The organism is Gardnerella vaginalis ATCC 14018 = JCM 11026 (assembly GCF_001042655.1).
Classification (GTDB): Bacteria; Actinomycetota; Actinomycetes; order Actinomycetales; family Bifidobacteriaceae; genus Bifidobacterium; species Bifidobacterium vaginale.
The window spans coordinates 1,015,308-1,030,755 of sequence record NZ_AP012332.1 but is presented as its reverse complement, the minus strand read 5'-3'; the positions used below and the strand labels follow the sequence as shown (position 1 = coordinate 1,030,755).

Below are 15,448 nucleotides of genomic sequence, written 5' to 3'. Positions count from 1 at the left end.
TGTGCTTAAATAATAAAGGTTAAGTATTTTTTTTGGAGTGCACTGGTTGCTAAACATTGCCGTATGTTGTGTATTTTGATTGTTAAATACTAAACGTGCATGTTGATTCTATGTACTAGATGTAACGGAGTTTGGGAGTCGAATTGGCTAGAACTAAAAATAGTGGTAGTGACGTTTTAAGCATTAAATCCGCTAAGCATAAGAGCGTTTCTGGCGACGCTAGTAACGCTAAGAGTGTTAAGAGCGTTAAGAAAAATGCTAAGACTGCTAAGCGTTCTTCCTCGTCTACTGCTACTAGTGCTTCTGGTCATCGCCTTGGCGTTGCAGCTGTAGCTTTAGCGTCTACATTGTCTATGGTGTTGCCTGGCGCAGCGGCTTTAGCTAGGACTTCTTTTAACCCTGATTCTTTTGATCCGTCTTATGTAAATAGTGTTGCTAAGACTTCTGGCAAAGGTGCTGGGAATGGTAATGGCAAGGGCGATGGCAAGGGCGATGGAAACGGCTTATATAAGCATGGATTGCTTAACACGGGTGCTACTTTTGATCGTACTACGCGTCAGATGGTTGGTTCTGCTAAAGAGTATTCAGTTAAAAATACTGATTCTAATTCTATCGCTGAAGGCGTTGAGAATCAGGAAACGGTTGCTGGCGATTCTTCCGTAGGTGTTAAGGATTCTGGCGAATATTTTGTTACAAATGTCGATTCGTCTTCGCCTTCAAATCGTTCTTTTGATACTAATAATTTTGAGGATAGATCTGCGGCTAGTAGTGCAGACAGTAATGCAGATAATAGTGCTACTAAGACTGCGACTAAGGGTAAGCAAGATACATCAAGTTCTGAGATTGCAAAACCTGTAAAATCTGCGAAGAAGTCTGATACAACGCAGACTAAGGATGAGAAAACCAATCCAGCTGAAACTGGTAAGGTTGCGGAGAAGCCAAAGTCGAACGCGTCTGTACCTGCACATAAAACGACTGAAAAGCCAGCTGTTGCAAAACCTAAAGTTGAAAATTCTGTAAAGCCAGCTGATACAAAGCCAGCTGATACAAAGGCTTCATACACAAAGCCAGCTGCTGCTCCTGCAGCGAAGCAATCTGCACAACCAGAAACTTCACAGCCTGCAAGTGCAAAGACTGTTGCGAAGACGAAACCAGAGGCAAAGGCTGAACCAAATCAGAATTCAGCGCAGACTGAACACGCTGAAAATAAGCAGCCTGCTACAGAGCAGAATACAAGCGCACAACCTTCAAGCACTCACGAAGAAAATGCGAATACAGTAAACGATGAAAATAAGCCAAAAGTGCGTTCTCGTAGAAGTGTTGATGAAAGTGCAAACGGTTCTAACAAGGGGAGTAGCGTAACTCCTGCAAGTAATGCGCCTGAAACTCTGTCTGCTTCTGCACCTTCAGCAGGTACAGAATCTAGCTCTGGTGCTGGAAATACAGCGAGCCCAAGTGCAGAAGGCAATGGCAATGCTCAAGGGGGGCAAGGTGCGCAAGGGCAAAGTGCAGAAAATCCAACTGCACAAGGCACTGCACAAGGTTCGCATGATAATGCGCAAGGTGCAGTTACAGGTACAGGCGTCACTGGCAAAGATAAAAGCGCTACGCCTTCAGCTTCTGACACAACGCCTTCACCTGATTCTACACCGGCTGGCACACAGAACACTGGCACAACAACTAATAACGCAGCAACTGATCCAAATAGCCAGGTAATTAAGCCGAATACAGATAATCCAGAGGCGAAGAGCACAGAGCAAGCCAACGAACAGGTACAAACCGACAAAAAGCCAAAAGCTACATACAATTTGCAAATTCGCTATACGATTGGCGGCGCTGCGAATAAGCAGCTTGTGCAGCCGTACGAGCTTACGATTGACAAAGCCGGCTTCGATAATCTTGGCAAAGATGGCAAGTACGAATATATTGAGCTTCCAAAGTCTGCTGGATACCGCCCATCTGTATATCATTCAGGCACATACCAGTACTACATTAAAAACGATAAAAACGAGTTCGTTATTGACGACGGTACGAATGCGGACGCTGTTCGCTACTTGCGTCTAGACAAAAATCTTATTAAAGAATACGCTGTAAAGAAAAGGCAGGCTGTTGGGGGAAATAACGGCGCTCAAGCTCCGCAAGCCTCATCATCTCAAACAACTACAAATCCGCAATCTTCATCCTCTACGCAGATGCCAGCAGAAGACGGCATTCAGTACTACGGCGAGTTGAACATCAACTACGCTCCTAAAACAGCTAAGTACTATGTGCGTCACTTGGTGCAAGATCTCGATAATAAGGATAAGTTTATCGATGCTCCAAATTTGGGTATAGGTAAAGTAATTACTATAACGCATAAGGATGGCACTTCTGAGAATATTCACGTTACAGAGATTACTGGCACAGTTGGCTCGGATGTAACAGCTGTTTCAACGTACATCCCAGGCTACGAACCGGAACATAATCTTATTAGCTCGCCGCTTTCGGATTCTGAAGATGAAAAAGACAAGCTTGTTTTGAACCTTCGCTACTACCGTAAAGCGTATGAAGTTACTTACGATTCTGCTGGCGGTACGGATGTTACTGCTCAAAAAGTGTATTACCAGCAAGATGTGCCACAAGTTAAGGAACCAACTAGGCGCGGTTACACTTTTAAAGGATGGTCTTTAGTTGATCCTAACCAAAAGAGTGATCCGCTTTATGATGAGAATACTATTGTTTCTCTTGATGACTACAAGATGCCGGATCACAATGTGCAATTCCGGGCTAATTGGGAAGCGAACAATACTACTAGCTACCGCGTGAACGTGTGGGTGCAAAAAGCGGATTTAGTTGACAAAGATAATCCAAATTCGCTTAAAAACTACGACTTTGTGGGTCTTGTTGAGCGCAAGAATGTGAAGACAGACAGTGAAGTTGCGCTTAATAAAATGGATGATGCCGGCGTTGCTAATGATACTAATAAGCTTAATGGTGAAAACGAAGATAATTATGTAGAAAACCCAGAGCTTGGCTTAACTAAAGAAGAGCTGCAGGGAAAAGATTCTGACCATAAGACTGGCTTAATTTCAAAGTTCAACTGGATGAACGATACGCCTGTAACAAGCTTAGATGGGTACAATACCGCGAATCCTGGTGCCGCTGAAAACAAAGGCAAGGATATATTCACACGCTACTTCCATGTGAATAAGGAGCTTACTAAAAAGCTTAACAGTGAGGAACATGATTTTGTGCCTGGCCGCCCAGATTTAGGCAAACGTAGTAAATCACAGCTTTGCGCGGACGACTTAAACAACACTCTTAACTTAGTTTACGACCGCAATACTTACGAGCTTATTTTTGCTAAGCCTGCTGATATAAATAATGGTCGCTTAAACAATGCTGCTATAAAAAGAGAAGATGAGCATGGAAATAAAACTATTTATTGCTATGCTGGCGGCGGAAATTGCTCAGATGAGTATGATGACAAAAACGAAGATGACAGCGGTAATGCAATTAACCATAAAGGTTACCGCGTAAATGTTCGTTACGGTCAAAAGCTTACTGATATTTGGCCTGATATAAATGAATTAGATTTTAATGAAGAAAATATAGGCTCTTTAGGTTGGACACTTGGATATGCAGGAGATGGTAGACGTTGCTATCGTGACACTCCTCCGTATCGTTTTACTATAAAAGAATTTGCTGATCCTAGTTTGCGTGTTGATTTTAAGAATGGTGCTGGCATAGCACCTAGAATTAGCGATGACCCTTCGAATCCTAGTGCACACCAATACGAGTTGAAAGATAATCAGCGTCTGCTTACAGCTGATAGCAGTAGTAACAGTGCGCCTATACAGGTGATTATTAGGAAGCAAAGTATAGCGTCTGCTAAAAACGGTGGCGATGATATAGGCGACAATGATTATGAGCTTTCAACTGATTCATATAGCAAAGATGATACTGACAATTCGGGTTATTTATATACAGCTCCATCTATTGCAGGTTTTAATCCTGCTAATGGTTATGATAAGACAAAAGTTGGTGATTCGTTAGATTCATTCGACTTTGAAGATAATCGGGAAGAGTGGTATAACGAATCTCATGGTCATGGGAATTGGGATGATTTAAGTGATGGTGAGAAGAATGCTTTTGCTAAAAAGTATCATTTAGCATTTCGAAAGTATAGGGGCGTTCCAGTAGATGAACAAGAAGATTATTCTGGTGATGCAACTGAATTTGAAACTAACAAACTACTTGAATTTAGGTACAACCGCAAGTCGTACGATGTGCAGTTTTATAATGCGGACGGCAAGGCTATAAAGGACGGCAATGGCTCTGCTAAAGAGAGCCTGCCGTTCGAGTATAGCTTGACTAAGCGCGGCAAAAAAGATTTGACGGGCGAAGACAAAGATTTATACGGAAACGATACGTCTTACGATGCTTCTGTAACTAAAGACGATGCCGGTAATACGTCTAAGCAGTTCGACGGCAAGTATACTTTCACGCTTAATAACAAGACTTACTCCATCGTTCGCCCTGCTGATTTGCCAGAAGACTATGTGTTTAAAGGCTGGGCTGTTGATCAGGCTGGTACTCAGTTTATAAATGGCGAAAACAAAGATATTACAATGCCAGTCAACGGCATTAAGCTTTACGCTGCCTGGGGTAAGCCAACTAATATTAAGCACACTGTGACGCTTGACTACCATATGCCTGGAACTGACGAAAACGGCAATACTATCCAAGATGTAGTTAAGAAAAAAGAGTTCGCTCGCTACAATGTTATTGACGAAAAGAATGATATAAAGGTTCCAACGCGTAAGGGCTACGACTTCTACGGTTGGGAAATTACTAAGAACGGCAAAACTTTGCCGTACGCTTTTGGCAATAAAGTAGTAGAAGATATAAAGCTTGATGCAGTGTGGGTTAGGGATACTCGCTACAACGGTACTTTTAAGCACATATTCTTAAAGCCAGGGTACACGTTTGCTGACTATAAGAAAGAGGGTCTTTCAGACGCAGAAAAAGCCGCGATGGTGGATCACATTTCTACTCAAACGGTTTCAGGTTTGCGCGAGCATTTGCGCTACAATGCTGAAGCAGTCTACAGTGACGAAACGCACTTCCCGGATAAGCATTTCACGAGCTTTGAAGCCTCGAGTGATGAGAAGCAGAATACTGGCGAGTTTATTTACCAAACGTACAATACGCGCAAGTATAAGGTAAAGTATATTGATCAAAACGGCAAGGAGCTTCTTCCAGAAAGCGAAGTCAGCTCTGTAAATAGAAACTATGACGTAGCATTCTATAAGCCGATTGAAGGATTTATGCCGGAAACTACGCAGAAGAATATTATTTATACTACTGATAGCGAAGGTAAGCAGACTAACGGTATCCCTACAATCACCTTCAAGTATAAAGACGTTCGCGTGCTTAAGCGCCAGGACGATAATCAGTATCGCCCAACCAACTACACGCGCTACGTGTTCAAAGTGGATGATAAGCAAGGCTCTATGGGTAGCGTTGTTGACTGGCAAAATAATAATGTAGCTGACGGCTCTGCTCTTGTGTACGACGCAATTAAGGGCACGAAGGCATACCAGATGCCACTTCCAACAGTGAAAGCAAAGCAAGGCTATGAGTTTGATGGCTGGACTTCGCAAATCGGTTCGTATGATGCTGGCTCTACGAAGCTTCAGTATGCTGATGGCGTAAGTCGCTTGCCGATTCGCTCTGAAGAGCAGAACAGTCCTGAGGTAATTTACACTGCTAAATTCAAGCTAAAAGCTCCTGTTGCTGCAGCTCCGCAAGTGCTTAAGCCAACTGAGAATATTAGTATTGCAAATAGTGATGATGCTAAGAAGCTTATAACGAATGCTGGTGATTATCCAGATGGTGCTAAGTTCAGCTTTGCTGATGGTGAAAAGTTTGACAACACTCCAGGCTTGCACAAGATTAAAGTGCAAGTGAAGCTTGGTGATAACAGTGCTGAAGCTGAAGTGCTGTACCGCGTGCTGCCAGATTTGGTGTACGCAAGCGATTGGGATAAGTTCAAAGCTACCGACTACGGCAAAGCTCATATTGACGAGTATGCACCGATTACTTTTACCGGAAAGAATGATGAAGGCACTATTGTTGGTCACGATGGAGATAATGCTAATCATCCTGCTGGCGGAGAAACTACTCTTACTGCGTACGTTTATAAGGGTAAGGAAGTTAGAATCCGCGTGCCGCAAGCCTTCGGTAAGGATCACGGTCAAGATAATTACTACTATGTGTTCAAGGGCTGGGCAACTAAGGTTGTAGAACCGACTGCTGAGAATCCAAATCCAGAGCAGAAGTACGATATCGATCCTGAAGGTCGTTATAAAGATGTTACTGTTGACGATAATTCTGGCAAAACTTACACCGCTGTTTACAAGAAGATTGAATACTTCTCTAGCACTTCTGACGGTGGTGAAGTTCCTAAGGATGCTGTAGTCGCAATCTTCAAGCCTGCTCCAGGGCGATTGTGGAAGGATGGCACAAGCGGCCCTAAAGTGTTCTACGTAAAGAAGGGTACTGATCTTGAGAAGATTACAAAAGAAGGAAGTGGCGCATTAGCTTGGCTTAATAATCAGCTAACTGGCGCTAAGGGAACTTGGTCTCGAAGCAGCATGCTTAACGACGGTAAGAAGGTTGATTCAGTTCCAAATGTCGCTGAATCTGCTAACAAGTGGAAAGTCGACGAACCATTCCAAGAGTTCGTGGCAGATCAAACCCCTTGGACAGAACCAACAGTGCAGACTGATTACTTGGTCGCTGTGCAAGATAAGCCTGACACGCTTCCAAAGTTAACCGATTTTATAACTAATATGCCTCAACTCAAAGCAGATGCTGCTACGAATAATGGCGTAGAAGACATAAAAGTCGAATATGATTTGCCAACTGAAGCTGAACAAAATACATTAAAGCAGAAGATGCTTAAGAAGCCTGCTTTGTACACTGTTCCTTTGAAAGTTACAGTTAAGTATAAGGATGCAGCAGATTACAAGACTTATAGACTTGTAGGACGCTTAAAGGTGCTTTACCAGTTGATGTACGATAAGAGCCTACCGAAACCAGATAGTACTCAGCCTTCACATCAGCCTGGCGATACTAATCCTCTTACGGGTGTTGCTGCAGAGCGTGATCTTGTTCTCAATAAGGATAAGTATGTTAAGGTCAACTTCATAAATGCCAATCAAGTTGATCATAAAGATCAGGGCAGCCTTGATAAAGATACTACTAAGCTGTACTACGTTCTTAAAGACGATGTTACGGGCGTAAAAGCTCCGCAAGCTGTTGGCAAGGATTATGACGCTGATGGATACCATTACGTGTTCAAAGGCTGGAGGAAGCTTGAGAATTTTGTTGATAATGATAATTCTGATGCTCGTTCGCGTGCAAGAAGAAGCTTAGCAAATCAACCTGAAATTCCTGTCACTACTTTGATGGTAAGTGAACCAGCATCTGCAACTAGCGTTGATGTGCAAAACGCGAATGGTGAAAAGTTGTTAACGAATGATGAGATTCGCAAATTAAAGTACTCTGAAAATACTACATACCAAGCAGTGTATGAAAAGGTGATGAACATCATCGACGCGAAGAGTAATGAGAAAATTCCAGATAACTACGTGCCGTATGTGTTCTTACCAGCTTTCGGAAGGAAGTGGGATGATGGCTCATACAAACCGAAAGTTATCTACTTTAAGTCCGATAGTACTACATATGAAAATGACGTTAATAATAAAACTAATGAGTTAAAGCAACAGCTTAAGGGCTTTAGCAAGTGGGAAGTTTATGATGCAGGCAACAAACCTGTTCCGTTAACTGACACAAATAAGAATAGACAAATTCGCGTATATGTTGCAAATCAGATTGCTGATATGCCTGTGAATGTATCTCAGTTTGTTAAGAGTGTTGGAGACGAAGTTCCTGCTCCTGATGAGCTTGTGTCTGGTGTTGATCCTAATAACCTAGAGATTGCGGGCATGCATGGTGCGGGTGTAGCTTATTCTTCCGGTGCCAATTCCGTTCGTATTGCAAAGCCGGGCATTACTACTGTTAGAGTGAGGGTTGAAACATCTGATCCAAATAAGAAGGGTGCAAAGATAGTACGTTATGAAAATGTACCTATTCAAGTGCTTCCGAATGTGATTGCAGAGAGAGATTTACCTTCAAGTAACAGTCAAGCAGGAAAGTTTATTTTAGAAAACTACACAAAGGTAACGTATGTAGCTGGCAATGGCGGAACTATGCAGTCACGAGTACATACATACTGGGTGCGTAAAGATAGAATATCTGAAATAAATAATTATATTCCAGACGTTCTTGCTAACAAAGGTTACATATTCAAGAATTGGGATGAAGTATCTTACTCTAAACATATTGATACCATCTATAACAGTGCTGATAACCACAAATCAACTGATATTGAGCGTGAAACATTAGCTAAGATTGCTGAACGCTATGGCATGTCGTTTACAGCTAATGTAATCCGCAAATCTAAGAATTCTACATTTGCGGCTATAAAGAATATTCTTGCTGAAGCTATAAATAACGAGAATATGAGTTATGAAGCAAGTCGTAATAGATTGGCTATTGTTGCTGAAACATTAGGAAAGTCATATACGGCAAAAATAATTCGTAATTCACAACACTCAACTATTGAAGCTTTGAAGAATTTACTTGTACAAGCTGGTATTACTGACGCTGATATTGCAATGGTATTCCCAGAAAGCGAAACCATTATTACTGCAAACTTCGAGAAGATGGCTCCTATGAAGTTTAAGTTTAGTGGTTCTGCTCGCGAGGGTATTCTAACGAACTTCAGATTGCAAAACATGACTGAAGGAGATGTTAATAACACAACGGTTACAGTAGATGGCAAGACATTAACTATTAACGAGTTAGTTGCTCAAGGCTTGACTTCTGTAAACGGCATTAACGCAAATTACGCTGGTACTGAATGCAAGATTTCTGGCACGCCTAAGATTGTTGACGGCAAGCCGAAAGTTGAGCTAACGTTTACTACTACCGACAAGTATGGTCGCGAAGCGGAAATTACTGTTGAAATTGATGTGATTTCTGAGAGCAAACCTGCTCCCGTGCCAACTCCAGCACCTGTTCCAACGCCTGTGCCGCCAGCTCCTGCACCAGCTCCGTCGAAGCCAGAAGAAGAACCAAGACAAGAAGAATATCCGTATATTCCGATGCCTGAAGCTCCTTTGTCTGAAGTCGTACCTGAACAGGCTGCGGAACCTAAGCAAGCAACAGAGCCAGAAGCCGTGAAGGATTCTGCAAAGCAGCCGTCAGAAGCTCTGCCTCAAACTGGTAGTGACGTTACACAGTCCGCGTTAATCGCCAGCTTGTTAGCGTCTGTTGGTTTAGCTGGATTTGCTGCTAAGCATCGCAGACGTAAGAACGAAGATAACGAAAGTTGATTTGTTGAGTCGAGGGTAGTGACTAGAATAACGAAGGTTCCGGTTCACGCTTAGCTATTGGGGCTTTGCGACCCGGGTCGCCCGAATTCCATAGGAGACATTATGAAGCAGGGTATTCATCCCGACTATCACGCAGTGCAGGTTACCTGCTCCTGCGGAGACACTTTTGTAACTCGTTCCACCGCAAATGGCAATCATATGACGGTTGACGTGTGCTCAAAGTGCCACCCATTCTATACCGGCAAGCAGAAGATTCTCGATACCGGCGGTCGTGTGGCTCGCTTCGAGAAGCGCTACGGTAAGAAGACTAAGTAGCTTTTTAAACGCCAGCCCTGCTTTCGTGTAACTCGCGGAATCGGGGCTGGCGTTTTATGTGCTAAACATACATGTGCTCATGTGTCTTATTTAATATTTAATACTTAACTCAATATTTAATATTTTCTATTCAAAATCCGCGTTATACGCGACTACAAAGGAACAAAATGGCTGAGTCAGTAGAGGAACAGTTCCCAGCAGCGGTTACAGCTCTAAACGAATACCGCGATATTGAAAATCGCATGGGAGAGCCAGAAGTAGCGTCTAATCCAGACGCAATTCGCAAGCTCGGTCGTAGACACGCAGAACTCGGGTCAATCGTAAGCGCGTACCTAAACTACAAGCAGCTTTGCGAAGACTACGAAGTAGCTAACGAAATGGCAAGCGAAGACGAAGACTTAGCAAAAGAAGCAAAACAATTAGAAGAACAAATTCCAGCAGCAAAAGAAAAGTTGCGCACAGCGCTGATTCCTAGAGACCCAGACGATGCGCGAGACATGATTATGGAAATCAAAGCTGGTACGGGCGGCGAAGAAGCGGCTCTGTTTGCTGGCGATTTATTGCGCATGTACATGCGTTACGCGGAAAAGCGCGGCTGGACTACTGTAATACAAAGCGAAAATTCGACGGAGCTTGGCGGCGTAAAAGACGTGCAGCTTGCGATTCGTGCAAAAGGCACGCCTGCTCCAGAAGACGGCGTGTGGGCAAGCATGAAATACGAGGGCGGCGTGCATCGCGTGCAGCGAATCCCAGTAACTGAATCGCAAGGGCGTATTCAAACTTCCGCAGCCGGCGTAATCGTGTTCCCAGAAGCAGACGAAGACGACGACGAAATCGAAATCGATCCAAAAGACCTGAAAATCGACATCTTCATGAGCTCTGGTCCTGGCGGACAGTCCGTGAACACTACTTATTCCGCAGTTCGCATGACGCATATTCCAACTGGAATTGTGGTTAGCATGCAAGATGAAAAGTCGCAAATTCAAAACCGTGCGGCAGCTCTTCGCGTGCTAAAATCGCGCTTGCTAGCCATGAAGCACGAGCAGGAGGCTGCGGAGGCTGCAGATATGCGCCACTCGCAGGTGCGCTCGTTGGACCGTTCTGAGCGAATCCGCACATACAACTTCCCAGAAAATCGTATTGTGGATCATCGCACAAACTACAAGGCATACAATCTTGACCAGGTGCTTAACGGAGACTTGCAGCCTGTTATAGACAGCGATATTCAGGCGGATGAAGCCGATCGCTTAGCTAAAGCCAAGTAAGCCAAGTAAGTTAAGTTATCCAAGTAAATTAAGTAAGATAAGTAAAATCACCACGTGGCTTGTAAAATGCAAGAAATTTTGCACATTTTGCGCGCATCTGCCGAAAAACTTGAAGATGCAGGAGTAGAGTCGGCAGAATACGACGCACGTTTGCTACTGGCTCACGCTTGTGGCGTAAGTTTGGCAGACTTAAACAAAGCGCTAATACTTGGCGATTTTAAGGATTTTTTGCCCAATTATGCTAGCAAATATAGCGATTTTATATCTAGACGTGCTTCGCGCGAGCCATTGCAGCACATTATTGGATGCGCTACTTTTCGCTACATAGACCTAATAGTTGGCAAAGGTGTTTTTGTGCCGCGGCCTGAGACAGAAGTGGTAGTTCAAGAGGGATTAGATTGGATTCGCGCAAATAATCTAAAAAATCCTATTGTTTTAGACTTGTGCGCAGGGTCGGGAGCGATTGGATTATCGGTTGCAAGCGAAGTTGCAGATGCGCAAGTGTGGGCTGTGGAAAAGTCTCCCAAAGCTTTTGAATATTTGCAAAAAAACTACAACAAAATCGCGGAAAAATATAATATTTTAAACAGATATCACGCAATATTAGGTGATGCTACAAACGTTAATCTGCCTGAAAAAGCTGCGATTAAAGAGAAAGTAGATGTAGTAATCACAAATCCGCCGTATGTGCCAGAAAGCCAGCCAGTAGAGCAGATTGAAGCTCGCGACTACGACCCTAAAATGGCGCTATATGGTGGATCTCAAGATGGGCTACTAATACCGCAAAAAATTGTAAAAGCGAGTTTTGCATATTTGCGTAGGGGTGGAATAATGATTATGGAACACGATATTACGCAAGGAGAAGCGCTTGCAGATTATGCAAAAAACGTAGGATTTAGCAGCGCAAAAGTCAAAAACGACTTAACAAACAGAGCAAGATTTGTAGTATGCAAAAAAGAGGCTAAAAATGAGTAAAATTTGCACGATTAACGAAGAATCGTTGCAACTTGCAGCGCAAATAATCAACGCAGGCGGCGTAATCGTAGTGCCAACAGACACAGTTTACGGAGTAGCATGCGACCCATTTAACGAGGATGCAGTAGCGAAAATCTACCAATTAAAACGCAGGCCGCGCACAAAAGCCTTGCAAATACTTATGAGCAGCGTAAGTGATCTAGAAAAACTTGGGCTTTACTTGCCAAATCCACTAGACGTGCTGGCGGAAAAATTCCTGCCAGGCGGATATTCGCCAATCGCTCGCGCAAAAAAAGATTCGGTAGCTACAAGGCTTGCTACGCTTTGTAAAGCAGATGAGAGCAGTGAGAAATGTGAAGCAACGCAAGGTGTGCGCGTGCCAGATTGCCCAGAATTAATGCAAATTTTAAGAGTTACGGGCCCTTTGGCTGCATCTAGCGCAAATCGCAGCGGAAACGAGAGCGCAGACAGCGCAGAAGAGGCAGTAGCAGCTTTTGGATACGAAATTCCGCTGTATTTAAATGCTGGTCCAACTCGCTCACACGTAGCAAGCACAGTAGTTGGCGCGGATGCAAGCGATAAAGACGGAATTGTGATTTTGCGCGAAGGCGTAATAAGTGAAGAACAGATAAGAGCAGAAAGTCGCAAGAAATGAGGGTATACCTGTTTATAGCAGCAATCGCAGGAGGCGCAACTTGGCTAATAATGCCGCTTGTACGTCATCTTGCGATTCGCATAGGAGCCGTAGGAAAAGTGCGCGCTCGCGACGTGCACACAATACCTACGCCACGTATGGGTGGAGTGGGAATGCTATTCGGCTTTGCTGTATCAATGGCGTTTGCAAGCTCCATGCCTTTTATTTCAGGGCTTTTTACAGGAACACACCAGCCGTGGGTAGTTTTAGCTGGAGCTGTACTCGTATGCCTTTTGGGTGTTTGTGACGACATTTGGGACTTAGATTGGATGCTAAAACTTGCAGGTCAATTGCTAATAGCTGTTTTTGTAGCATGGGGAGGGCTTCAAATCGTAACATTGCCGCTCGGCTCTCTAGTTACAGCGTCTCCAAGTCTTTCAATCGCAATAACCGCAATACTAATCGTGGCTTCAATTAATGCAGTCAACTTTGTAGACGGACTAGATGGACTGGCTTCTGGAATTGTGGCCATTGGCGGAATCGCCTTCGCGACATACTCTTATATTCTTGCGCGCACATCTCCAAGCTACGCTTCAATGGCAACTCTTATAGACGTTGCAATGGTTGGAATGTGCTTAGGGTTTATTTTGCACAATTGGCATCCTGCAAAGCTTTTTATGGGTGATTCTGGCTCCATGCTAATCGGGTATTTAATAACTTGCGCGTCTATTATAATGACGGGTCACTTAGATCCATCTGCAGTGCACACAAGCATATATTTGCCAGTATTTATGCCGATTTTGCTTCCGATTTTAGTGCTGTTTTTGCCAGTGTTAGACATGTGTTTAGCAATATGCAGAAGGCTTGCAAAAGGGCAGTCGCCAATGCATCCAGACCGCATGCATTTGCATCACAGAATGTTGCGCATTGGGCATTCTGTGCAAGGAGCAGTACTTATTTTGTGGGGATGGGCGGCGCTTATATCTTTCGGGTCAATAATGATTCTGTTCTTTAAAGCAATTTACGTGCTTGTTGGCATGATTATTGCGGCAGCGCTGCTTACAGTTCTTACAATGATGCCATATTTGCGCAGGCGGCTGCCAGAGCTACGAAATTCGTAAAATAATACTCGAATACTCGCGAATCATAGTTTATGAAACGCGATTTTTACAAACGTCATAGCAAAAACGTATAGTAACCCTATGGCTACAACTGATATGAACACGGAATCCGTGTATGCTCCTGTTCCACCAATTTTCGAGAAGCTCGGACTTGCTTATGATGATGTGCTGTTGCTTCCAAACGAAACCGATGTAATCCCATCCGAAGTGGATACAACTACTCATCTGACTCGCGAAATCACTATGAAAGTTCCTGCAATTTCTGCAGCAATGGACACAGTAACCGAGTCCGATATGGCTATTGCAATGGCTCGAAATGGCGGAATTGGTGTTCTTCATCGCAATCTTTCTATAGATGATCAGGCTGCGCAAGTCGATATTGTTAAGCGCAGCGAGTCTGGTATGATTACCGACCCACTCACTGTTCACCCAGATGCAACGCTCGCAGATTTAGATAAATTGTGCGGGCGTTTTCATATTTCTGGTTTGCCAGTGGTAGATAGCGAAAATCGTCTAGTTGGTATTATTACCAATCGCGATATGCGTTTCATTGCTTCCGAAGACTATGATCGTTTGAAAGTCAAAGACGTGATGACTCGCGAAAATCTCGTCACTGGTCCTTCTAATATTTCTAAAGAAGACGCGCATCGTTTGCTTGCAGACAACAAAGTTGAAAAATTGCCTTTGGTTGATGCAGAAGGCAAGCTTACTGGTTTGATTACTGTTAAGGATTTTGTGAAGACTGAGCAGTATCCAGATGCTACTAAGGATGATCAGGGTCGCTTGCGCGTGGCTGCTGGAATTGGCTTCCTTGGAGATGCTTGGCAGCGTGCGTGCGCGCTTATGGAAGCTGGAGTTGACGTGCTTGTGGTTGATACCGCAAACGGAGAGGCTCGATTGGCTCTCGATATGATTCGCAGAATTAAGGCAGATAAGGCGTTTGACGGAGTACAAATTATTGGCGGAAATATTGCTACTCGCCAAGGCGCTCAGGCTATGATTGATGCCGGCGTCGACGCTGTAAAGGTTGGCGTTGGACCAGGCTCTATTTGCACTACGCGCGTTGTTGCAGGCGTTGGTGTGCCTCAGCTTACTGCTGTTTATGATGCGGCTCAGGCTTGCAAGGCTGCTGGCGTTCCATGCATTGCTGATGGTGGTATTCACTATTCTGGCGATATTGCTAAGGCTTTGGTTGCTGGCGCTGACACCGTTATGCTCGGCGGCACTTTGGCTGGTTGCGAGGAAGCTCCAGGTGAAAAGGTTTTACTTCACGGCAAGCAGTATAAGCTTTATCGTGGCATGGGCTCGCTTGGCGCAATGGCTCCTCGCGGTAAGAAGTCTTATTCTAAGGATCGTTACTTCCAGGCAGACGTTACTAGCTCCGACAAGGTGGTTCCAGAAGGCGTGGAAGGCGAAGTTCCATATCGCGGTCCACTTAACGCTGTGCTTTACCAGTTGCTTGGCGGATTGCATCAGTCTATGTTCTACGTTGGTGCGCACAATATTAAGGAAATGCAAGAGCGCGGTCGCTTTATTCGCATTACGGATGCTGGTCTTCGCGAATCGCATCCTCACGATATTGTGATGACTGCAGAAGCGCCAAACTACAGCGGTTTCCACAACTAAATCGTAAGTTTCGTAAGTTGCGCGTATAAGTTGCGTATAAATCGCAAGTAATTTTGCATTAAACGG

The 15,448-nt window shown here is 44.1% G+C and carries 7 protein-coding genes; all 7 read left to right on the top strand.

Going from position 1 to position 15,448, the window contains the following annotated elements; genetic code table 11:
- Positions 1 to 143: 143 nt before the first annotated feature.
- The 7 genes from GAVG_RS03960 (at position 144) to guaB (ending at position 15,382) form a co-directional block, all read left to right on the top strand.
- Entirely contained in the window at positions 144 to 9,446 is a 9,303-nt protein-coding gene (locus GAVG_RS03960; RefSeq protein WP_048653127.1) for an InlB B-repeat-containing protein, read from the top strand.
- 102 nt (positions 9,447 to 9,548) lie between these two features.
- Entirely contained in the window at positions 9,549 to 9,761 is a 213-nt protein-coding gene (gene rpmE, locus GAVG_RS03955) for a 50S ribosomal protein L31 (RefSeq protein WP_009994430.1), read from the top strand.
- Positions 9,762 to 9,928: 167 nt separating this feature from the next.
- Complete coding sequence (gene prfA, locus GAVG_RS03950) at positions 9,929 to 11,026, top strand: peptide chain release factor 1 (RefSeq protein ID WP_009994429.1); 1,098 nt, start codon at positions 9,929 to 9,931, stop codon at positions 11,024 to 11,026.
- A gap of 66 nt (positions 11,027 to 11,092) precedes the next feature.
- Positions 11,093 to 12,001, top strand: a complete 909-nt coding sequence (prmC, locus tag GAVG_RS03945; protein ID WP_013399634.1) for a peptide chain release factor N(5)-glutamine methyltransferase — start codon at positions 11,093 to 11,095, stop codon at positions 11,999 to 12,001.
- On the top strand, positions 11,994 to 12,656 hold the full coding sequence (locus tag GAVG_RS03940; protein ID WP_009994425.1) for an L-threonylcarbamoyladenylate synthase: 663 nt from the start codon (positions 11,994 to 11,996) through the stop codon (positions 12,654 to 12,656). Before prmC ends, GAVG_RS03940 begins: the two co-directional genes overlap by 8 nt.
- Entirely contained in the window at positions 12,653 to 13,756 is a 1,104-nt protein-coding gene (locus tag GAVG_RS03935) for an MraY family glycosyltransferase (protein WP_004113078.1), read from the top strand. Before GAVG_RS03940 ends, GAVG_RS03935 begins: the two co-directional genes overlap by 4 nt.
- 81 nt (positions 13,757 to 13,837) lie before the next feature.
- Entirely contained in the window at positions 13,838 to 15,382 is a 1,545-nt protein-coding gene (gene guaB, locus GAVG_RS03930) for an IMP dehydrogenase (RefSeq protein ID WP_004114891.1), read from the top strand.
- Positions 15,383 to 15,448 lie beyond the last annotated feature (66 nt).